Here is a 23,510-nt window from a genome sequence, read left to right as displayed (position 1 = left end):
AGGTGGCTTTTCCCTCGTGAACAGTCACGTAGAGGAAACCACCATTAACCGGATCACTCCACGAAAGCTGACGAACGCCACCTTTATCCGAGCCCAATTGATACTCGGGATACGTCTCTGACAAGAGTTCACGGCCGATCTTTTCGACCTCAGGAACGGGAACATAAGGACCGGCAACATCTTGCCCAACAAGCTCCCACGCTGGCTGCTCATCGCCTGAGGATTGGTCAGTCTCTTCATCGATCTCGGACCCAAAGGCGCGCGCTTCCCACGCGCCTCCACCACCGGCCTCTGCAAGGCGACGACGGAACTCAAGAATCTTCGGCTCCTCATCACGCTGAAATGCCTGAATGGACTGACGCTGCTCCAGGGGGAGGCTTCCATCCCAATAGACCATGCTTGTTGCCTTTCCGCTCTTAGATGGTGATGCCGATTGTGTAGCCGCACTCTGGGGATCCCTCAGGACGGGCGAGCAAGCGGCCAGGGCCAGCAGACAAGCCGCCCCCAACACAGACCGCCACACGGCGCGCATCAGCGCTTCACCCCCGCAACAACACGACCGATATCCTGAAGCGTTTCGGTGCCGTCTTCCAAATAGATACTGTGGTTATCAAAGTTGAAATTAGACAGCTTACTTGCGGGGGCATCCTTATTGTATTTCGGCGAGCCTGTCGCATCGTCCGAGAGGTGACTAAACCCTGAATCAGAGTCCATGGGGTTCTTACCCAAGCTACCGACGATTCCACCTCTGAATGCCCCCGCACCTTGGACACTATCACCCTTCGGGACCCCCGAGACCCACAGATGGTTTTGATCAACGTGGTAGTTTTTCACATCGTAAGTCCCCATACCAGGAGAACCAAACAACACTAGGTCATCGATCACGCCATACTTGACCTTTGTTGCCGCCATGCCTGAGGTACTCGAACCATAGGAATGCCCGACGAGGGTCATATGCGCATCACCTGCGCCGTATTCACGCGAGGCCTGCATACCGTTCATGAAACCAACCAAACGATCTGACCCCGCCTGAGCGAGGAAGGGGGAAATAATCCCCGGAACATCCTCAGGGTGCTTCTTCAAATCAAACTCACCCGGAGCATCATAGCCCAGCCAGGCAACAGTCGCCACATCGCTTAAAGCCAGGTTCCCCTGAGCCATCGCAGCCCTACGGAGATTTTTGGTTTGTCGCATATACTCAACCATGCTGCCTTCGACTGTCGTGCCGATACCGGGAACAAAAGTCGCCACGTTCTTCGCATGATCAACGTCGCCTTTCCCCATCGCGGCCTTGACTCGCCCGCCATCATTTTGAAGAGTCAGGAGCGACACGGGATCCCCCTCCTTCCCATGCTGGTAGTCTTCAAGGCTTATGCCCTTTTTGACCTGTTTTTGCACGATATCATAGGCTTTCACTGCCTTCTCTGCCTTATCCAGCTCACTCAGATAGTACGCACGAGTACTGTCATCAATCCACGGGTTCTTCAGGAGCTCCGTGTACGTGGAGACATTCTCCTCTGCTTCCTGCTTCAGTTTCGGGAGACGATTTCTGTTCGCGCGATCCCTTGCCCAGCCCTCAACGCCATCAGCGTTACCGATCAGATCCGGGTACGTATCGCACAGATGCTGTTTCTGCGCCTCGGATTGCTGCGACCAATACCTCGCGCGCTCCTCCGGCGTCATGTTTTTGAACTTCTTCTGTTCTGCGTCCGAAAGATCATGAGTTTGCGTCGAGGTCGATTTCGCGGTACTCCCCGGCGTCCCGACGGTTTTTAAGCGAGCATTCAACGTCGTGTCGGCAGTATTGGCCAAGTCGACTGCCTGCCCCACTAATCGATTAACTGAAAATTCAATGCTTTGCCGAGTGTATTCACTCATCGAGTTCCCAGCCGAACTGCATGTCGCTATTCCCGCTGCGGAAATGGTGCAGTGCGTCGAGGACGCTTGTTGAAGCGCCAGCTTGACTGCACTTTCAACCTGGGAAACGTCGCCCGATGCAACTTTGACGGCTTCTTGGATTTCTAGAAGATCATCGGCGAGCGTCGTCAATTCCTTGTGAGCAACGCCCATCTTCGCACGCAATGCATCCGCAGTTGCTCCCTCGCCCTTGAAGGAACTCATGCGCGCCTGAAGAGCTTCAGCCTGCTTAACGACAGTATCCCGTCTGGCGCCAACCGTCCCCGCATAGGTGGACAAACCGGCTGAACTCCATGTCTGAATCTGGCCCCATGTTAACGACATTGTCTTTCCTTCGACTTCCTTGAACAGACACTAGAAGTTGAATTTCACAAATTACTTTTCAGGGATGTCGATATCGACACGACTGGAGATGAAATCACGAGGGTTAGCAGTCGTCCCATCCGATGGACGCAATCCCGTCTGGTAGCGCATTAAAGTGGCTTTTCCCTCATGAACAGTCACATAGAGAAACCCGCCATTATGCGGATCACTCCACGACAACTGACGAACCCCACCCTTATCAGAACCCAACTCATAATCGGGATAAGTCTCAGACAGAAGCTCGCGACCAATCTTCTCGATCTCAGGGATGGCAACAAAGGGACCAGCAGTCACCTGACCTTGCAGCTCCCATGAGTCTTGAGAAAATCCAGCAGAATCGTCATCCCATTTCGCAATGCTCGACCCGAAGCTACGTGCTTCCCACGCTCCCCCACCGGCCTCGGCAAGCCGACGACGAAACTCAAGAATCTTCGGTTCCTCATCACGCTGAAAAGCCTGTACAGACTGACGCGCTTCCAGAGGAAGATCCCCATCCCAATAGTTCATTTTCTTTGTCTTTCCACTTGATGAAGATGATGATGCTGTCGAAGTACCGCTGGTTGGATCAAGCACACCAGGCGAACACGCGGCAAGCATGAGCGCACTTGCTCCAAGGAGGCATAAGGCATGCAGAAACTTCAGAGACTTCATTTCTTTGTCCCTGCAACGACACGGCCAATATCTTGAAGCGTCTCGGTTCCCTGTTCGAGGTAAAAATTATGGTTATCGAAGCTCGGAAGCGAAGGGTGATTAAGCGTATAAAGACGCACGATGGTGTCGAGAGCGTAAAGACCCGGGTTGCTGGGCGGTGCATCGTGGTTATAACGTTCATAACCTGTTGCATCATCAGACAGATGGGTGAAAGTGGAATTTGCATCCATGGGATTTTTACCTAATCCGGCGATTCCGATCTTCTTTCTGAGAATCCCCCCTAGGCCCTGAACGTTATCCCCCACAGGAAGACCAGAGACCCAGCGATGGCTCTCATTTACATTTAGCTCGGATGGATCAAAAGTACCCATACCAGGCGAACCGAACAGCACCAAATCATCAATGACACCTGGTTTTACCTTCGTCGCTGCCATGCCAGAAGTCGTCGAACCATAGGAATGCCCGACCAACGTCATATGCGCATCCCCAGCGCCGTACTCGCGAGAAGCCTGCATCCCGGTCAGGAAGCCCGCCAAACGATCCGAACCAGCCTGTGCGAGCTTCGGAGAGGCAATGTCACCGGCATTGGATAGATTTGCCTCACCGGGAGCGTCGTAGCCCAGCCACGCAATGGTTGCAACATCTTTGGTCGAAATATTTCCCTGAGCAGCCGCAGCCTCACGAAGATTTTTTGTCTGACGGACATAGCCCTCGAGTGATCCCTCGACAGTAGTCGCAATTCCGGGGACAAAGGTCGCGATATTACTCGCATGGTCGACATCGCCCTGAGCAACAGCAGCCTTTACCCTGCGGCCATCATTTTGCAAGGTTAGAAGAGAAATCGGATCCCTTTTCGTCCCATGTTGATAGTCCTCAAGGGAAATACCGTTCGCCAGAGTCGATTCAACTTTGTTTAGGGCTTCTAGGTCCCTTCTGGCTCGGTCAAGTCTGTCGTCGAGATCCTTATTTCTCTGATAGATATCGTTTCCATAGGCGCCACCTGGATAGGTGTATTGAGCAGAATTACGTACTGAGATTTCAAGGTTTCGAATTAGTTTCTCAGTCTTAGCTTTTTCTTCCCTCAAGTTAATTCGGTTTGCACGGTCTCGCGCCCACGCCTCAACACCATCCGCATTTCCGATCAACTGCGGATAGCGATCACATACATATTGCTTTTGTTCATAGGTCTGCTCAGACCAGAATTTCGCACGCTCCTCCGGCGACATATTGCGAAACTTTTCTTGTTCCTCTTTCGACCACGGGCGGGCTCCCTTCTCCGGCATTGAGGAGGTGCTTTTCTCGGTGCCCGCCGAAGCTAGCTGCGCTTGGAAGGTTGAATCCGCGTAATCCGCCAGCGATAATGCTTCAAGAACAAGTACCTCAATTTTTTTGATTGCAGCTTGAATTGCACCTGTTCCATCGGTTCCGTAGGGAATATGGCAGGAGACACTACCATCATCAGAAATGTCGCATCCATTCAGCGAGGCGGCCGAGAGAGCATTCTTAACAGCACTTTCAACTTCGGAAACATTTCGTTCCGCGGCAACAACCGCATCTTGAACCTCTGCCAAGTCATCGGCAAGTATTTCGAGTTCTTTCTGGGCAGCGGTCATCTTTTTGCGTAATGCATCTGCAGTTTGCCCCTCCCCTTCGAAGGAGCTCATCCGAGCTTGAAGGGCATTGACCTGCTTAAGAACAGTGTCCCGCCTACTGCCAACCGTCCCTACATAACCTGACAAACTGTCTGAACTCCAGGTTTTAACCTGACTCCACGTTAACGCCATTTTTACGCCTTTAGGCCTTTAGCTTCACTGTGCCACAGGAGCTGGAGCGGGCGATGGGTGAGGAACAGGACCTTGCACAGCGGGACTCGGCGCGTAGGGAGGCATCCCCTGCCCAGGTCGATACACAGGCATTTCAGGTTGAGCACCACCCGCAGTCGTCGGCAAGGTCGGCTTTGGATACCCACCACGCAGCGGGCCTCTGGAAGAACCATTAAGCGCCGATGCTTGTTCAGCATATATTGCCAGACTTGGGGTCGCCCCCGCTGTCCCTGCAAGAGCGGCTTGGCCCTCAGCGTTGGCCTGCTGGGTGTTGTCTGCTTCGGTCTGAGCAAGGTTGACACCGGCTGCATGCGCAGCTCGAGCGAGTTCCTCAAGAGCTATCGAATGTGAGACAAGAAGGGATGTGTAGCGGCCCTCTACCTCGGTTGCCTTCGCGATCGAATCGGCACCCTTCATTGAAGACTCTACTGCCTCGGATAAGTCATCAATTTTTGCGCCCTGCAATTCTCCGGAAACTTGTTGCAAGGTATTCGCGGTCGCGCCGTACTCTCCGTCAACGACATTGATCATTACCACGGCTGATTTCCCCTCTAAGGAAGCCCAAATTCAACGATCTACCCACTTCGGCCGATCAAGTTGCTGTAAGTACGGCAGTGGGTGAGCAGATCTCTCTACTCACCCACACGCCGTTTACGCGCAACACTCACGAGCGCTACGCATGAGTTGCATCAGCGGCCAGTACCCAGGCCATTGAAGGTACGCGCACCCGTGTTATCGGTGACGACGTAGTTGCCGGCAAGCTGATCAACCAGACCTGCGAAGGCATCAAGAGCCTGCTGCATCTGGTGCATACCAGCGGTCCACTCACCATGCTTCTGGGTGTAGGATTCCTTCGCAGCACCTTCCCATGTGGCGCTACGTGCTTCAACGTCCTTATTGAACTGCTCAAGCTGGCTGAGCAGATCGGTCGCCTGCGTGCGCAGATCAGCCGAGACCTGCTGGAGCAGCTGCGGGCTTACGCGAAAATCTCCACCGTTCATTTCTTTTCCGATCTACTCACATGTTCAGCATGACTGCGCCGGTCTTGGCAACAGACTGCTGAGCATCTTGTTCGTTCTGAATTGTCTGAGCGCCGACCGAGGCCAGTGCGCTTTCGAAATCGGTCAGTGCCTGAGTGGTCTTGGACGAGCCAGCATCCCACTGCTCCATGACGGAGTTGAACGCCTGCGAGGCGCCACCCTGCCAACCACCGATAGCGGTAGCGACCTCACCCTTAACCTTTGCGTTCAGGCCCTGCAGGTAAGCCTGCAGGTTAGTGACAGCTGTGCGAATGGCATCATAGCTAGCTTGTTCTGCAGAAATATTTGCACCGCTCATGGTCCACCCTCCTAGTTTTTCGTTCGGGTCCCCCCGAAGTCTTGCATTGATCGACCCTCTGTAACGGAGGGCACAATCGCGATGTCGGGTATTACATTATCGAAGCGATCTGGGAATGCAAATACAGGTTTCATGAAACCAGCTAGGCTTAAGGCAGCACTATTGAGCAAAGGAACCTCATGGCAAGCACTACCGCATCCAGGCCTCCAGCCCTTATGCCCGTTAGCATTCGCATGGGTGAGAGCACCGTCGACATGTCGGTCCCAACGAACGTTGCACTGGCCGAATTTGCCCCAAATATTGTGTCGCAAATCACACAATTATCGGCCAGTTCTGCCTCTCAGGGATACCGAATTACGAATTCTCAGGGCCGAGTTCTCGATCAGAGCCAGACCCTGATCAATCAGGGAATCCAAGCCGGATCCGTTCTGATTCTGTCCAAAATCGGCGACAGCACACAAGATTTGCGCTATGACGACTTAGTCGAGGCCGTGGGAACCGCAGTCGAAAATGATCAGGCTCCATGGAATTCTGACAATTCGGTCGATCTTAGCACACATGCTTCTGCACTGTTGGTCCTTACAGCAGCCGTTCTAATCTTCACCGGAGGCCGAGGAAGCTACCTCGGTTTAATTACCGGATTGGCCGGAACTTTACTGGCTTCTCTAGCCTGCGCACTGATTTCACGCTCAACCCAGCGTCTTGCTCCCCTCTCTCTTGCGCACTCAATTCCAATCCTTGCCGGTAGCGCGGTCATGAGCGCAATCCCTGGCTCTTGGTCAGCCCTTCCATTAGCTGGCTTTGGAATTGCAGCAATCGTCAGCGCAGCAATTCTGCTGATCATTCTTCCCAAAACCTTGCACGGCTCCATTGCTGCGCCCCTCACCTATGGCTTATCAGCAGCAATAATCGGCTTACTTACGGGATTTGGACACCTTTCAACCCAGCGCTCGGCAAGTGCAATCTATACCTTATTAATAGTGCTTATTTTGATCGCCCCCTGGTTTGCGATGGCTCGAATTCCTATTCGCGTGACAGGAAACCCCGAAACTATCGACGCCTACCAGGTTGTTCGCAAGGTAAACGACGGTCATATCCTGACCATTTCTCTTAAAACTGGCGCTTCGCTGGGAATCTTGATTTGCGTTCCGCTTCTTCTTGATACCCGCTACTCTCTACTCCTTCTTATCTGCGGAGGCGTTGCTCTTCTGCTTTCAACGCGGTCCTTGCGTTCACGGGTCGAGGTCCTGATCGGTGCGATTCTGGGCATCATCCTGATCCTTGTCAGCGCAATCGGTAGCGCAATCCTTATGCCTCAGGCACTTATTCCGATTGTCCTATTGCTCTTCATTGCAACCGGCCTTGTCTTGGCACTGACCGTTATCGATCCGAAGATGCGCCCATGGGTCACTCGGATCGCTGACACTCTCTCGCTTATCACTTTGCTGGCACTGGTGCCCATCACGACTTTGGTATGGGGGGTCCTGTAATGCCATCAAACAAGGACATCCTTGAAGCGCAACGTTTCAATCGTCGCCGCCTGGTCACGGCATTCACCTCTGGTACTCCCGGAGGAAAAGAGCTCGAATCAAAATCAACCACTCGCCCTCTAATTCTCGGGGCCTCGCTTGCCGCACTTGCAGTTCTCATTGCAGTTGCTGTCGGTAGGTTCGTGCCGACGCTTCCCAGCGGCTGGCAAGACTCGCACCTGATCATCACGAAGGCTGAAGGTGCACGCTACTACTCGATCGAAGGAACACTTCGCCCCGTTTCTAACGTCACCTCCGCCAAGCTTCTCAGCGAAAGCGGAAAGCTTGTGACCTCCTCGGTTTCAACTTCCTCGCTCGAGGGGATTCCCCGCGGAAGCGCGATCGGCCTGAGCGATGTTCCCGACGACATCCCAACTGCAGACCAACTGCACTCCTACGACTGGACCTCATGCGCGGTCTCGTCTGGAATCAAAACTTGGGTCGCTGGTAGACCCGAGGGCCTCAGCAACGCAACCAGTGCCCTCGTTTCCAACGAAGGAAGGCTCTACCTGGTCACAGGTGGGGTCCGCTACCCCATCGAAATTGCGCACGCACAAGCCATTGTCAACGTGCTCGACCTGTCCGGACGCACCATCACCCCGGTGAGTGCAGCTTGGCTGAACTTGTTCACCGAAGGGTCAACTTTGGCACCCGTCGATATCCCGAACCTCGGTCGCCCGGTTTCTGGAATGTCGCCGCGAATCACCGCAGCACAGGTCGGAACAATTATCGAGGTCGACGAATCCGGAACACCGCGTCGCTACGTCATCACTGACGACGGAACTATTACTCCGCTGACGGACTTCTCGTACAAGCTCTACCAGGCCTCGTGGGCTGACCGCGGAAGTCCGCAAAACCTCATGATTGACCTTTCAGAGCTGGCATCACTGACGGTGAATAACCAGGGCGTCATCCCCTCGGATTGGCCCAGCCAGGTCGGTGAAGTTCTGGGGGCCGATGCAGCGCCATGCGCTCAACTCGTCGTGAACCACTCCAAGGCAGAGACCGTTCTTAAGTCCATTCCCACCTCCGAGCTCGCTCAACTTCACCCGCGCGAGGTCAATGTTCGAGGCGGTTCAGGTGCACTGGTCCGTTCCTCCTCCGGTGGGTCAAGCGGCCCTATCGTGTTTGTCTCTGACATTGGTAAAGCCCACGGTTTAGGAAATAACCCCAGCGATACACTGCAACGCTTGGGACTGCCCGAAACTGCGGTCTCCCCCCTTCCGGCAGCATGGCTAGCGCTCATTCCTGAGGGTCAAGAACTCACTTCCGCTGCGGCTTGGGAAACGGTTGGTGCTCAGTGAATCGACTGACAAATTGCACGCTGAGCTCTCTTGCTGCTCTGGCGCTGTGTGGCGCAGTTGCGCTTCCTTCCGCATATGCGGATACGCCCACACCGGGTGAGACTCAGGGAAGCGACCAGACGAACTCGCAGCAAAAGCGGGGATCCGCCACAAAACAGCCCGAGGAAGGCTGCCAAATCGGTATCGATAAGTGGATCACTCAGCCGCCTTCGGCCTACTCATTCCTCGGAATGAAAGAGGCCCTGAAACTATCGCAGGGCCAAGTGCGCGTTGCGATCGTTGACTCGGGTGTTGCTGCAGGAAACGCCCACTTCAAGGACACAGTTGAGCCGGGTACCGACCTGGTTGAGTCTGGTGACGGGCGAAAAGACGCCTTTGGACATGGCACCGCAATCGCCGGACAGATCGCCGCGCGCGAGGTCTCAGGTTCAGGCGTTGTCGGCTTCGCTCCGCGAGCAACTATTGTCCCCGTGCGCGTCTACGTTGACTCCAGTGACGATGCCAAGCGCGCGGGCAAGGGGCCGACAGCTGCGCGCACAGCCGATGGTATTCGTTGGGCTGCCGATCAGGGAATTCGCGTGATCGTTGTTCCGCAATCCTTGACCTCTGACGATGTTGCCCTGCGCACAGCCACCCAGTACGCGCACTCAAAGGGTGCGCTGGTCGTCGCTTCGGCTGGAAACGTCGAACAGAATGCAAACTCGGGATCGCAAGACACTGCGGTACGCTTCCCCGCGGGATACCCCGAGGCCTTGGCGGTCACCGCGGTCGATGCGCAAGGTAACCCCAGCCAGTCCGTCGTCCATGGAACCCACGTAGAAATCGCTGCACCCGGTTCGCAAATCGCGTCGACCTTCTTTGCAAACGGTGATTGCATGTTCGCAACGCAGGGAGCCTCGACCTCATATGCGACGGGATACGTGGGCGCAATTGTTGCGTTGATTGCTGCAAGGTATCCGAACGAGACCCCCGATCAGTGGAAGTACCGCCTTCTGGCCACCGCACTTCGCCCAACGCCTTCCCAGCGCACTGCCGAAGAGGGATGGGGAATCGTCGCCCCCTTTAACGCATTGAATTTCGTCAATGACGGGAAAATGCCTGGACCCACAAACCCCTTGTATCCACCGATCCAAAAGACAGCAAATCCGGTTATGGTGAAACCTGATCTTCCGGTTGATACGACGACTCCACGTCGAATGTGGGCACTGGGAATCTCGAGTGCGGGCCTCACGATTGTTGTCGCAGTGCTCTTGATTCGCAGGTTGCGCAGTAAAGAGGCTTGAACCGACCTATGTCGAATCTCAGAGCGCTTAGTGCTGCTCTTTATTCGTATTCGCGTCGCCCTGCGAGTTCTGCCCATTCCCTTGCTGGCCGTTACCCTGCTGCTTCTTGTCGCCCTCTTGATTCTGGCCGTTCCCATTTTCGGGAATTGTCACGCAGTTCTTCGTGGGCTGCGAGGAGCGCCCATTCTCTGCCACTGACACGACCTCGATGCATACCTCACCGGGAACTGCCTTCACCGACACCGCATTTTGGCGCGTCTCAGCAACCGCATCATCCGTACCCGGTTTTGAAACGGTGTAGACATAACGCCTATGCCCAGCCGATGTCGTCCCAACCGCGGGGTCAGTCCAACTCCACTGAATATCCTCACCATTCACGCGTGCAACCAATTGGTCAACCGCGGGCGGAGGAACAGCAATCGGGTCTTCACCCTGCGATCCCTGCGTGGAAGAGCTACTTGCCGAGGCCGTAGGGGAAGCAGTCTGATTCCCCACCCCGATGATGCTGCCTCCACCCGTCAGCATTGCAACAATGACGGCGCCTAAAACCACCATCGCCATGACGACAAGCGCGATGATCGCGATGATCTTCTTCGGGCCCGAACGTCGACCATCTGGAAGATAGCCCAAGGGGTGGCCGGTATCGAAGGTATTTTGAGTGGTATGCCCCGGAGCATGCCACGAGTCTGGGGCAGGTGCATATCCGGCACCAAATTGCTCACTAGCTGCGCCAACCGCAGATGCATCCTGCTGGTGGAGACCAGGGAAATCCTGCTGGTTCTCCGGGGTCTGGGTTGGTGTCGGAGCGTGCATACCCGGGCCTTGCACACCCGAAAGCGAGGCATCGACGGGCTGAGACTGCATTCCACTGGACGCACTCCCTTCCGCGGCATTCCCGCTGACCGGATTGGTTACGGATGCGGGTGAAGGAGATGCGGCCTCGGCAGCGGAAGAAGAGGCAGCCTGCCCCAGGTCAAGGGAAGGCGCACGCAAACGCGTTCGCTCGGCATCGATCGAAGGCATCGCACGCAGACGGGTCGCCTCATCTTGAGCCGCATTCGGGGAATTTTCGCCCTGGACAGCCCCCCACGAAGCCGCAGTGTCATCAGCGGCGCCGGCCGAAGAGCCATGAGCCCCAAAACTGCCTACGGTATTACCGTCACGCAGCTCCATCTTGGTGACCGGGCGTCCCATGAGGGTCTGAATATCTTGAAGCTGACGACCCAGTTCAGCCGCTGAGGCAGTCCTCTTCCGAGGATCCAGCTGCATCGCGTGGCGCAAAACGCGCTCAAGTTCCTTGGGAGCATCCGGGCGAGAAAGCCCACGAATGCGCCCCTCATAGACTCGAGCAGCCACCGAGGCAGCACTATTGTCACCAACCGGATCCTCGAATGGGCTACGCCCGCTGAGGAATGTCCACAAGGTTGTCGCCAATGCCCACACATCCTGAGTCGGATGTGCGTGGGTAGAACGATTGTGTTGTTCAGGTGGAGCCCAGAGCACTGAGAAGCCATCCAGGCTTCCTTTTTCCAAAGCCCCAATACGAGAGGCAACGCCGAAGTCTCCCAAGACCGGGTAGTTGTAGGAGTCGAACATGACGTTCGCTGGCTTGATATCGCGATGGACATAGCCATTTCGGTGGAGCATCTCAACGCCTCCGCACAGGCGAATCACGACATCAAGTGCTCGATCGACCGCCATCGGCATTCGGCGTACCTGTTCGGCAACGTTTGCGACCGGACAGAACTCCATTTCCAAATAGGGACGGCCATCGGGTGAAGTCCCAATCGAATACAACTCCACCACGGCGGGGTGGCCGGCAATGGAGGTCATGACGTCGGCCTCGTGACGGATTTGCGCGTACTCAACCTGGTCGCCCACTGAGCGCGCGACCTTCACCGCAACTTCACGCGCAGGAAGCTCCTGGCGGTAGAGGTGAACGTCAGCGAAACCTCCAGACCCCAGAGCTCGCAGCCAGGTGTGCCCGGGAAGCTCGGGAGGAGGAAGACGCCTAGAGGGAACCGAAGGTGTCATGATTGCTTACCTCTGAAGGGATGACGAAGACGGCGACGAAGAACGCCCATCGGTGAAGCACCGTGCATTTGGCGGTAGCGCGCACTGAGCGAGGACAGGGACAGCGCACGGCGAATCCGGGTCCAGCGAGTTGCATTTTCGCGCAGCTCCTGAGTCAACTCATCAACAATCTGCCAGGAATCAGTCGCTTGCTCGGGCTGGACCTCGTCACCGGAGAAATCAGCTGTATCTGCCCAACGGGCAACCCGGACAGGCCTGGGAAGCTCCTCGCCAAATTCATACCACTGAGGGGTTGAAGCACTGCTCTTGGCAGCACTTGCTGGCCACAGCGGTGAGGTCGTCAGCATCCACGCGGCCTCTTGACGAGTAAGGTCGGTCGGCACGACAACGCCGGCATCGCGCGCGAGATCGACGACCTCGTCCCAGGAACCGGTGAGCGCCTGCGGGGGCGCGGACCAGCGACGTTTCTTGGTACGGCGACTCTTCGCCAAAAGAATTGCCAGAAGCGGGATTGCGATGATCGCAAGAATTCCACTACCGGTTGCAATGATTCGCCAGGGAATCTTCAGACGCGAGTCATCATTCGAATCTGAACCACGATCGGTAGTTGTCGGTGGAAGTTCTGCGGGCTGTTCGGGCGGCTCTGGCGGCTGAAGAACCTGCGGACGCGGCACAGAACGCGGCTTGGGAACATCGGTTTGAGGCACTTGGTCGCGCGGCGGAGTCGGGTCGAAAACCGCCCAACCGACGCCTTGGAACTCAACCTCAACCCACGCGTGAACATCCGAACCGCGAAGATCGACATCTCCGCCCTTCGACTCATTTGGATACGCGCCCATGACGACCCTGGCGTTCATGCCGAGGTTGTGCAGCATCAGTGCCATGAGCACGGAGTACTGCTCATCGTCACCGATCATCTGCTCGCTTTCAAGCATGCGACTCAGTCGGTCTGCTCTGTTACCCGGGCGCGACTGAGCGTTGTCTTCATTCGAGTAGAAGCCTTTTTCCTTCAGGTAGCGCTCGATCGCGCGGGCCTTTGCAAGATCACCCTGCTCGGCTGCTGAGGTCTGAGTTGCCAGATCACGAACCGAATCGGGAACGCCCTTATCTCCACCGCGATAGGGAACAGCACGGGTTCCTGAGAGCTGGCCATCCGACCAGATTGGAACAACCGTTGAATCCATGGAATACACCATGGTTCCGCCCTGAACGTTCTTCGATGTCGCAAGCGCAGCGTTCGCCCACATGTCGTAGTAGAGACCATCAGAGAGGGTGCTCACCACAGCGGCATTCGGATTACCCTCTTGCTGGTTCGCCTGGGTACCAGAAGCTGATGCAGATTGATCAAAATTCATGGTCGAAGGCGTACCGACGATTGGAACCCACGGGCCAAGGAGCTGCGAGGTCGTGAAGGTCATGTGGGCTGACGAGCTACCTTCGGGAGCCTGCTGCTGCGGCAAGGTCGATCCCACGTGAATAAAGCCATCGGAGGGACCGGTTCCCGGAGCGCTCATTGTCATGGTCGTTCCGTCGTAACTATCCATGACACCGATACGCACGCGCGCGCCTTCTGGAAGACCATCCACGTGGATCAAATTCTGCTCTTGCAAGTCAACGTTGTAGTGACGGAAAGCAGACAGCGGCGAAGGATACTGGCGGGCATCCAGCGGAGGCTGGACAACATCGCGAAGCACAACGCGGGTGTACCACGGCCCATAGGCATTAGTCAGCGGGATAGCGGCGGCGGCAACAACCGCAATGACCAGTGCGCCACCTGCGATTTGGCGGCCCAGGTGGATACTGCCCTGAGAGCCGCCCTGAGTGGTCTCACCCAGCGTCGCCGAGGTATCCGATGCGGCTGCCCCACCAACTCGAACATCCAAGCCAGCCTCGAGTCGACGATACTGGTCTGCCCATGCACACCAACCCAAGGCAAGTGCCCACCATGCGGCGATCAGCCAAACATTCGGGAAGGTACCGCCCTTACCCCAAGCAATGCCGATAACTCCCATAACGGCCACGGGAATAACCGCAGCAATTGCACGCCCAGCGCGAAGGACCAATAGCGCCGAGATGAAGGAGCACAGCAGAGCGCTCAGCCACGGGACCATTGATGGACCGACGTAGGCCGAGGCCGGCGGGGTGATTGTCAGCAGATCCTTCCACGCATAGACCACCTGCAAAACCAAGAGTTGCAGGGTGCGTGGGGTAGGAAGCCCGTAGAAAGTCGTCGAGGGGTACGCCGCAACACCGCCAATAAGGAAGTGAGCAGCGATTAGCCCGGCAATAGTCGATAGCCAATCCCAGCGCCAGAAGCTCGAGGCCCAGGCGACGAAAAGACCCGCAGCGACGCCAGCCGCAGCGGCACGCAAGCCGACCCACGACCCAAAAACGGCCTCGTGAACCCAAATGGTGGGAAGGAAAAGCAGAAGTAAACCAATGAGGAACCAGGACGGCAGGCCTCGACGAGAGACCTGGAAGCCAGCGCGAGCGCCCAGGTGAAAACCGGTGGTGGTTTGAGACATCAGGCCAGACCTCCCGCAGCAACCAATCGAGGAAGATCCTCAAGAGTCGGGCAATCTGCCAAAGTTCCGTGGCTCAAGCGACGCAGCTTCGGATGGCCGGGGCGAACTCGAACCACCGCACTGCGCACATCAACCGGAATGGCGTTCAACAGGTGCGAGGCTTGATCGTCATCAACCGTTGGCGCAGCAATGATCGTGACAACCGAAAGACCGGGACGCTTTGCAATCGCCTCACGCAGACGTGCCATCAGATCGGCTTCACCCGAGTCATGAATTGCGCACATCGCATCGAGCATGCGCGTCGCAGCACTGGTCGTCACCCAATCAGTGGCGGTCGTCAAGGACACGGTCCGAGAAGCAGCCATGTCGGCAACGACCAAAGAAGCCGCAATCGAAACAGCATTTTCGAAAGAATCGCGGTCATTCCACTGTCCCAGTCGCGTATCCAAAACAACCAAATGGTGCGAACGGCGCGTTTCCTCAAACTGACGAACAACAAGGCGCCCGATATGAGCGGTCATTGGCCAGTGGACATTTCGGCGATCATCACCGGGAACATAGTCACGAAGCGCGTGGAATGAAACATCAGAGGATGACAATTTCGCCGTCGTGACACCCTCAACATCGGCGTGGATACCCGTCGCATCGAAAGGAACGCGAATGGTCTTCGGGTGGACGTATAGGGTCACCGGTTGAGACCACGTGCCAATTCGACGAATCAGACCCAGAGGATCAGCGCGAAGTGCGCGTGCGGGGCCAACGGTCACCAGGCCTCGGCGATGGGTAACGACAGAGAATACTTCACTCCAGACTCCCTTTCCCGGAAGAGGAGGAACCAAGAACTGAAGTGCAGATGAGGCAATTGGAAGTTCGATGAGACCGGAGCGCGCGCGGCGATCCGACATATTTTCAGCGGTGATTTCACCAACGGCGGTTTGACCAGCAACAATACGCTGACGCGGAAGTCGCACTGACACCTTGTGAGGGGAAGGAACAATCACCCACACAACGGCGATGAGGAAGGCAAGGAGGCATGCGCAGGCGACGAAGAAGGCTTCAACCCAACCAAAAGCGCGCGACACGATGGCTGCAATGGGGGCCGAGAAAAGCACAACCCAGCCAACCGAGGTCACCGAGCGAGCTGCATGACGCAGGTACTTCACACCCGGAGCAGACCCCAAAGATTGCGCGAAACGAGAGATTCCCTGGCGCAGTCCGCCAACGCTTGTCTTCACCGTCGCGCGTGCCGAGGCGAAGACTGAGCTCTTTGCCGAGCGTGCGCTTGCATCCTTCGAGCTTGCGCCTTGTTTGGCAGAAGAGCGTTTTCCTTGACGACGTTTTCCGCTGTCAAGGTGCTCTCCCCCGGGGCGTTTTGCGCCGCGGCGCGAACCTGAGGTACGCGAAGCGGCAGGAGCTTTCGAAGCCGAATGCTTAGCCACGATCACCCACCTTCACGCCTTGGACTTCCTTGATGCGCATGTTCAGGCGCTCACCGCCGGGGCGGGAACGGAGGAAAGAGCACGCGCAATAACGCCTTGAGCGGTTGCACCGGAGAAGGCCGCGTCGGGATCGACAACAATTCGGTGTGCCCACACGGGAGCTGCCAATGCCTTGATGTCATCGGGAAGGACGAAGTGACGGCCCTGAGCTGCGGCCCATACTCGTGCACAGCGAACCATACCGATAGCACCACGGGTCGAGACACCCAAAGTAGCGGAATCATCGTCGCGCGTGGCCTCGGCAAGGGCTGCAACGTAATCCAACACTGCGCGCTCGGTGTGCGTCTGCGCGGCAAGTTCGGAAAGGCGAACCACCTGTCCGCTCTCAAGAAGCGGCTTGAGGCGCTTAGAACGGTCGGGGGCTGCGGAGCCATCAAGGATTTCAGCCATTGCCGCACGCGAGGGGTAGCCGACCGAGGCCTTCATCAAGAAGCGGTCGAGCTGCGCTTCGGGCAGCGGGTAGGTTCCAGCTTGTTCCACCGGGTTCTGCGTTGCAATAACCATGAAGGGACGAGGCGCGGCATGGGTGACGCCATCAACCGTCACCTGCGCTTCTTCCATGACCTCAAGAAGAGCCGACTGAGTCTTCGGCGAGGCACGGTTGATCTCATCGGCAAGGACGATAGAAGCGAAGATCGGACCGGAACGGAAGTGCCACTCATTGTTCTTCTGGTCGTAGACATTCACGCCCGTAATATCCGCGGGGAGCATATCGGGGGTGAACTGAATACGAGAGTGCGTGCCAGCAATTGTTGCTGCGATCGCGCGAGCAAGAGCGGTCTTTCCCGTACCGGGAGCATCTTCAAGAAGAAGGTGTCCCCCGGCGAACATAGTCGTCAGAGCCAGACGAATAACCGGTTCTTTGTCCAGCAGCGCCTGGGAGATACCGCCGACCAGACCGGCGAAGGTTTCGGCGAAACGCTGGGCATCTTGCGAGCTAAGCGCCATGGGAGGGACTCCATTCATCTGTCGGTAGTGAGTGTTCAGTTCTGAGGTGAATATTTGGGATGAGCTGAGGTCTTTGGGCGGTGAGCCCGCAGTTCTCATCGTATGTCGGGGAGCCGGTTGCGTGACGTGGGTGAATCATCATTTACCGCCCCACCGAACAGTTAATACGATGCAGCAAAATGGGGAGGTTACCCGAGTTGGCATTACTCAGTCGCACGCCGGTTTCTACAGAGGCCCCTGCCGAACCACGAGGTGTGAAGGTCCAATTGGACTGCGAGAAATCATCCCACATCGTGCACTTCATGGGGAGGGCATCGCTGGCCCAGGTCGAGGGAAGCGTCAGATAAACCATCTGGCACTCGTTGACATCCGCGCCACGTGCGTTTGCACTTGTGCACTGGCTTGTCGTGCCGCCGAAACCACCGATCACGTTGATCTTTGCGGTGTCGGTTCCAGTTCCAGCCAAGTTACCCCACGTCGTTCCAAGCGAGTTACGGGCACCCACACCGACCTCAATTGCCGAACCAGCGGATGCGGTAATTGTTGCGCTGCCATTGAGAACTGCTCCCTGAGGAACTTCTGTCTCAGCGCCACCGACCCTTTGCCAGACCACAACTTGATCGGGCGCAAGATATCCAGCCGGCGGATTCGCATTCCAGCTCACTGTCACGCTTCCCTCGTTGACCGCAACTGTATAGGTCGGCTTCGTGGGGGCAGAAAGCGCCTTCGCGGTCACGGGAACCGCGCCACCAGCAACCTCTTGGCCATTGACGTTGCCAACTTGGCGAATGAAGATCTGGACATCTCCATCGGAACCAATATTGATGGTTTCACCGCTGGTCACAGAGTTCCAGGGACCTCCGGCACTGTGCGACCACTCGAGGTGAAGGTTGCGACTATTGAAGCCCTGTCCCGGATTGACGGAGAGGCCACTGACCTTCGTCATTCCGTGGTTACCAGTCGGTGCCGAGGAGAAGGAACCCACATTCGGGTTGAGAGGCGAGGTGAACACCTGGAAGGCAACTTCATCGGATTCTGAGCTGTCGTTCTTCCAGTTGTACGCGCGAATCTTCACACGGTAGTTCTCACCCACGGGAAGATCGGTAGCGTAGTCATTGCGGTCCCCACCAACTTCACCAACAGTTCGACCGTTGACTTCAATGGTGTAGCGAGTAATTGCCGCGCCATTTGTACGCGGTGTTGTCCACGTGAAACGAACGCGTCCGGTATTGCCCTGTCCGCCAGTGTTTTCAACACGGACTCCATCGGTACGATCCGGAGGACCGAAGGGCGTCACCTTCGCAGAGTTCTGCGAGGTCGGTGAAGGTTCTTCTGCACCGTTCTTCGCAGAGATTGCGACAGAGTAGGTCTGGCCATTACGCAATCCATCAACGCGCCATTCAGTGACGTTGCCTGGGACCTCAATCTGACGTGCACCACCGTTTTCGTACACGTAAAGCGTGTAGTTCTTGATCGCGGAACCCTGGTTGGTCGGAGGCGCCCATTTCACGACAATTGCACCGTTTTCGGGCTCAACTGTAGGCGCCAGGGGCGCTTCGGGACGCATATCGATGAGGACCTCAGGAGAGGCTGCCGAAGGATCTGAAGCACCGACAGCGTTATGCGCAACAACGGTGAAGGAGTGGCGCAGACCGTTCTCAAGACCACTCAGTTCACACGAGCCTGACTCGCAGGGGTAGCTACGGCCCGTTGCGCGGTCCGTAGCAGTGAAACCGGTAATGGTTGCACCGTTATCGGCACCCGCCTGGAAGGTCACCAGCGCGCTGCCCGGGCCGGTCGCAGTCAGTGAGACATTTGTCGGAGCATCGGGGCGGTCACGGACCACCAAACGCACCGTGCCTTCAACGATACGGTCAGGGTCGCCCGTTGCATCCATCAGGCGATAGCGAACGGTCATCTGTCCACGGAAACCAGCCGCAGGAGTGATCTTAAGGTTCGTTCCCTGGGGATCAACGGTTCCTTCACCGATCTGAATAGAAGCCCCAACAATGCGGATTGGCGTCTCGGGGAAGGGATTGATCGTGTAGCGCGTCAAATCAACGACCTCGAGACCACCCGAACGTGCCGCTTCCAAAAGCGCATCCGAGACCTGAATCAGTGGTCGAGTAGATGCGACAACAGTGATCGGAACCTGAGCGCTCACTGCACCCGCACCGTCATCAACGCTGACGGTTACCGAACCGACAGAACCCTTCGGACGGTCAACATCAGCTCGGACGCGCAGGATATGCCCGTCGAGGCTAATTGCAACGCCTTCGGGGAGGTTCGAAATGTCGTACTTAAAGCCCGCTGGGTCTGCACCTTCTGGGTCACGTACCATCTGCGCGAGGTCAACGGCAGTTGCTTCCTCTCCGGCAGCCACCCTAATCGCGGTAGGAATAAAGGAAACCGGCTGATTTTGCGTGGCTTCTACCTTCAGGGGCAAAGTCAAGGTCGCAGTAAGGGCTGAGTCATCGCCCGCAGCTCCATCAGAGACTTCGAAGGAGAAGGACGACTTCCCCGACCACTCTGAATTCACGTGGAAGCTCACATGCCGCTCATCGCTCAAGGTCATTCCCTGGTCGATACCGGCAGAAGGACGAAGCGTTGCGGCATTGGTGATACGCGGACTGCGTCCTTCACGAACAATGACGTAGTCGGAAATATCGAGGGTGACGTCTTCACCGGCGCGCACCTTGACGGGAACCTTCGTGGTATCGATGGTCGGCTGGTTGTGCTTAAGTCCAGGGACGGAAACAACTGCCGAGGAACTCAAACCGTCGGCATCAGTAACCGTGTAGACGATCATCATGCGCTCTTCTTGAGGAGTGATGATCAAGTCGGAGCCGTTCACTTCGACGCCTGTGGCCTTCGTGGACACACGCAGGTTGTTGACATCGCCATCCGGGTCTTCGTCATTTGCCAAAACCGGGACCTTTACAGTGCCGCCCTTTGCTGGCAACTGCGAGGCCGCAACAACGTCATCGCGCGCGATGGGAGCTTGGAGCAGCGCGTCATTTGCGACGTTGATTGTCAATGTTCCACGTGAAGTACCACCGCGGTTATCGGTGACTTCATAGGACACCAGATAGGAACCATCCTGCGCGGGGGTCGTCAAAACAATGGAATTCCCACGAATTTCAGGCTTCAGTTCAGCGGTCGCAGTCTGAAGAGAACCGGGGACAATCGAGATTGGATCGCCATCGGGATCGATATCGTTTTGGAGCACTGCGACACCCAGTTGCCTGTTCGGACGGGTCAGAACGGTATCTGGCACCGCCGTCGGAGGTTGATTGACTGTTGCAGGCTGGGCAATACCCACGCGTACACGCGCAGATGCTTGCTTCCCCTGACGATCTTCAACGATGTAGGTAAAGACATCGGTACCCGTCGTATTGGGCGCCGGGGTGTATTCCAGCCAGTCCACACCAAGCTCGACAGTGCCCTTGGTTGGGGATTGTTCGATACCAACCAAAGTGACTGAGTCACCGTCGGGGTCAATGCCATTCAAAGGCACAGGAATACGGGTCGTTTCACCGCTCACAGCCCAGGCAGTCAGTGCCTTTGGCTGCGGCTGTGCATTGGTTCCGCTCTTGGGAAGAACCTCAAAGGTCACGGTCGACGTCGCCATATTTCCAGCGCTGTCGCGCACCGTGTAGGCAACGTGCATAACTCCCGGGGTGTTCCCCGCTTCAAGGCGGACCAAGTTGCCCGTCACAAAGGGGGTGCCCACGGCCTCGTTCGGAGTGAATTGGAGTTTCGGGTCGACCTTCAAGGTCAAACCAGAAGGAGAACGATCATTGGCAAGCACTGGAACCGAGGCGATATCGCCAACACGTACGCGCGTGCGGTCTGGCTGCAACTCGGGAGGCTGCTTCGTGTCCTGTGCGCTAGTTGGAACGACGGTTATTCGTGCCTTAGCGGTATTCGTACCATTGGAGACGACGTAGTCGAAGGACACTGAGCTCTCGAGGCCGCCGGGGGCAGTAATGCGCAACAGATGGCGGTCGACCAGAGTCACTTCCAAGCCGAGATTTGCAGGGACTTCGATTCTTTGGACGACCAGCACGCCACCAGCGGGATCTGAGTCGTTATTCAGGGGCGCAACCAGTGCAGAGCCGCCTGCGGGCAGGACGGCAAGGTCATCCTCAGCGACGGGAATTGCCTGCTGATCGGCCTCGACAACATCAACGCGAATAACGCCCAAAGCGGTCGAAGGACCATCGGAAACGGTATAGGTGAATTGGTAGGAACCCGGAGCTTGAGCAACGAAATTTACCGTTCCCAGTTCAAGATCGGGAGTAATTTGGCTACCCGCGGGTGCAACCGAAAGGGCAACTAGAGACAGGTTGTCACCGTTGGGGTCAGTGTCATTCGCTAGCGGGGAAATTGTCGCCACTTCACCGGCACGTGCGACATAGAAGTCTGCGTTCGCTACGGGAGGCAAGTTCCCGGGGTTCTGAACATTAACGGTGAGGGTACCCGTAGTGCTCTGACGACCATCTGAGACCTCAAGGGTGATCGTGTGTGCACCCACGCTGGCACCGAGATCTCGAATTTGAAGTGTTCCTTCTTCGCGGAACTGAAGCTCAATGCCCTCTGGCGCATGAGCATTCGCCAAGAAGATTGGGTCGCCATCCGGGTCTTGCCAGTCAGTCAAGACGTTGTACTCAATTTGAGCACGGTTGCCCAGGGTGACACCGGGATCACGAAGCTGTTTTGGCCCCGAATTCATCTCCCACGGGTGAACGGTCACATTCACGCGGGCGGTGGCAACCGCCTTGCCGTCGGAAGCCTCGTAAGTAAAGGACGTGCTACCGGTCTGATTATCGGGAACATCTGTAATTTGAAGAGCTCGCCCACCGCGGGTACGCGTGACCTTCCCAAACTGCGGGTCGGTGACTGGACGAGCGGTCAGGACATCTCCATCCGCATCAGAGTCATTGTTGAGGACCGGAAGCGTAGTGGTCCGACCGGGGCGAATACCGAAGTCATCATCAACCGCATCGGGAGGAGTGTTCTGCTCTTTTCGCTCTGGGTCTGCGATCTGGTCCGTGACCTGAGGAGAGTCCTCTTGCTTTTCCTTCTTCTCAAGCTGAGATTCGATCTGGTCCCAATCGTTCATCAAGACCATGTCGTGTTCGGGCAGCCACACCGATCCCGAAGTGGTGTCATTGAGAACAATACGAGTGCGGTTTGTTCTAAAAACAATTGATTGAGCTGACTTCAATGAGTCAACTGTCATCTGTTTGTTGAGGCTGGGATCCGTACAGTCTCGCAGGTATGCACCGGATTTTGACCATGCGGCGTAGGCACACCCCTTATGGAAGACGGGGCGCGAAGGTGTACCCGATGCACCGTCATTTGACGCCGGAATCTTCGTGGCTGCTCCACCCTTGAGAGGGATGGAGATCAACTCGCGATCTGTTGCGAGAAGCACGGAAGACGATTCGGGACCGGATTCTTGCAGAGTGATGTTTCCGCTGATGCCATCATCGGCAAGGTTGCGAAGCTTTCCATCGGGAAGAACAAGAACACGATTTCGCTTATCTAAAGCAACGGGCTGCTCACCCACTGCAGTCATTACCAGTTCAGCGTTACCTGAAAGCCCCTGAACATCCTGTGATTTCAGGCGGTCCAATTGGCCTTCGCGGGTGACGGTAATACGACGGCCGCCCTGGGCTGAAATCGCAAAAAGAGTGCCCTTCTGAGAAACAGCAACAGCTCCCTGTTCCATATCGCTTGCCAGCGCGCCCTCGTCGGTATAGGCAGTACCGGAAGGACTGGACACTTGAGCAAGCCAAACCTGACCTTGGGACGCATCCATGACAGCAAGTCGTGATCCGCCCTGGACTACCTTCGCATTTTCGGGTAGCGAAGTCGCTGCGCCTACAGAAACCTGAGCAACGTCAATGGGGGCAACCGAGTGACTTGTTTTATCCGTGAAGCTGACATCATTACCCGATTGACCGATATCAAATTCGGTTGTTTTTGTGCGCAGGGCACCGTCAAGGATCCGGGAATCATAGTTCAGGTGGCCAACAAGCCGTTTCGAAGAGTTTGTCACCCAAATACCGCCATCATCGACGTCGACTTCAGCGGTCGTGACACCCTGGTGAAGGATGGCAAGAGTCGAGACGGTAACGGTAAAAGCAGCAACCAACGCAGCCGGTAGACGGCGTCGATGAACGCGCGATGCGGATGCACCATGCTGCTGCTTCATATATTCTTCACCACTCTTGCTGATGGGTAGGGGAATTTATTCTTCTATTTAGCCTCTTTTAGTGTCCCACGAG

14 protein-coding genes and 1 pseudogene are annotated in these 23,510 nt (G+C 56.4%); 3 read left to right on the top strand and 12 right to left on the bottom strand.

Going from position 1 to position 23,510, the window contains the following annotated elements; all coding sequences use genetic code 11:
* From KHW85_RS03905 to KHW85_RS03875, 7 genes and pseudogenes are all read right to left on the bottom strand, one after another.
* A pseudogene (locus KHW85_RS03905) lies at positions 1–397 on the bottom strand (DUF4853 domain-containing protein); the annotation flags it as partial.
* Positions 398–531: 134 nt separating this feature from the next.
* A complete protein-coding gene (locus tag KHW85_RS03900) occupies positions 532–2,241 on the bottom strand; it encodes an alpha/beta hydrolase (protein WP_291458878.1) in 1,710 nt (569 codons plus the stop codon).
* A gap of 51 nt (positions 2,242–2,292) precedes the next feature.
* A complete protein-coding gene (locus tag KHW85_RS03895; protein ID WP_291458877.1) occupies positions 2,293–2,931 on the bottom strand; it encodes a DUF4853 domain-containing protein in 639 nt (212 codons plus the stop codon).
* Positions 2,928–4,715 (bottom strand): alpha/beta hydrolase, encoded by a 1,788-nt coding sequence (locus KHW85_RS03890; RefSeq protein WP_291458876.1) that lies wholly within the window; start codon positions 4,713–4,715, stop codon positions 2,928–2,930. The genes KHW85_RS03895 and KHW85_RS03890 overlap by 4 nt, the downstream gene beginning before the upstream one ends.
* Positions 4,716–4,739: 24 nt before the next feature.
* A complete protein-coding gene (locus KHW85_RS03885) occupies positions 4,740–5,285 on the bottom strand; it encodes a hypothetical protein (protein WP_291458881.1) in 546 nt (181 codons plus the stop codon).
* Between the two features lie 158 nt (positions 5,286–5,443).
* Positions 5,444–5,755 (bottom strand): WXG100 family type VII secretion target, encoded by a 312-nt coding sequence (locus KHW85_RS03880; RefSeq protein ID WP_291458875.1) that lies wholly within the window; start codon positions 5,753–5,755, stop codon positions 5,444–5,446.
* 16 nt (positions 5,756–5,771) lie between these two features.
* Positions 5,772–6,092: a WXG100 family type VII secretion target gene (locus KHW85_RS03875; RefSeq protein ID WP_291458874.1), complete on the bottom strand. Its 321-nt coding sequence runs from the start codon at positions 6,090–6,092 to the stop codon at positions 5,772–5,774.
* 179 nt (positions 6,093–6,271) lie between these two features.
* On the opposite strand from KHW85_RS03875, the gene KHW85_RS03870 reads away from it, so the two are divergent.
* From KHW85_RS03870 to KHW85_RS03860, 3 genes are read left to right on the top strand one after another with little or no spacing between them, the layout of a single operon-like run.
* A complete protein-coding gene (locus KHW85_RS03870; protein WP_291458873.1) occupies positions 6,272–7,582 on the top strand; it encodes an EsaB/YukD family protein in 1,311 nt (436 codons plus the stop codon).
* The gene (gene eccB / locus KHW85_RS03865) at positions 7,582–8,925 is read left to right on the top strand and encodes a type VII secretion protein EccB (RefSeq protein WP_291458872.1); all 1,344 of its coding nucleotides are present in this window, start codon (positions 7,582–7,584) and stop codon (positions 8,923–8,925) included. The genes KHW85_RS03870 and eccB overlap by 1 nt, the downstream gene beginning before the upstream one ends.
* Positions 8,922–10,208: a S8 family serine peptidase gene (locus KHW85_RS03860; RefSeq protein ID WP_291458871.1), complete on the top strand. Its 1,287-nt coding sequence runs from the start codon at positions 8,922–8,924 to the stop codon at positions 10,206–10,208. Before eccB ends, KHW85_RS03860 begins: the two co-directional genes overlap by 4 nt.
* Before the next feature lie 27 nt (positions 10,209–10,235).
* Here the strand turns inward: KHW85_RS03860 and KHW85_RS03855 are convergent, their stop codons facing one another.
* The 5 genes from KHW85_RS03855 to KHW85_RS03835 all read right to left on the bottom strand — a co-directional run bounded on the left by KHW85_RS03855 (position 10,236) and on the right by KHW85_RS03835 (position 23,437).
* A complete protein-coding gene (locus tag KHW85_RS03855; RefSeq protein ID WP_291458870.1) occupies positions 10,236–12,242 on the bottom strand; it encodes a serine/threonine-protein kinase in 2,007 nt (668 codons plus the stop codon).
* Positions 12,239–14,767: a transglutaminaseTgpA domain-containing protein gene (locus KHW85_RS03850; RefSeq protein WP_291458869.1), complete on the bottom strand. Its 2,529-nt coding sequence runs from the start codon at positions 14,765–14,767 to the stop codon at positions 12,239–12,241. Before KHW85_RS03850 ends, KHW85_RS03855 begins: the two co-directional genes overlap by 4 nt.
* Positions 14,767–16,206, bottom strand: coding sequence for a DUF58 domain-containing protein (locus KHW85_RS03845; protein WP_291458868.1), 1,440 nt, complete (start codon positions 16,204–16,206; stop codon positions 14,767–14,769). The genes KHW85_RS03850 and KHW85_RS03845 overlap by 1 nt, the downstream gene beginning before the upstream one ends.
* Positions 16,207–16,248: 42 nt before the next feature.
* Positions 16,249–17,214, bottom strand: coding sequence for a MoxR family ATPase (locus tag KHW85_RS03840; RefSeq protein WP_019126856.1), 966 nt, complete (start codon positions 17,212–17,214; stop codon positions 16,249–16,251).
* Positions 17,215–17,356: 142 nt separating this feature from the next.
* Positions 17,357–23,437 (bottom strand): Ig-like domain-containing protein, encoded by a 6,081-nt coding sequence (locus KHW85_RS03835; RefSeq protein ID WP_291458867.1) that lies wholly within the window; start codon positions 23,435–23,437, stop codon positions 17,357–17,359.
* Between the last annotated feature and the right edge of the window lie 73 nt (positions 23,438–23,510).

Origin of the sequence: Actinomyces sp. oral taxon 181 (assembly GCF_018370895.1) — a bacterium.
GTDB lineage: Bacteria > Actinomycetota > Actinomycetes > Actinomycetales > Actinomycetaceae > Pauljensenia.
The sequence above is the reverse complement of the archived record's forward strand: the minus strand, read 5'-3'. Positions and strand labels throughout refer to the sequence as shown.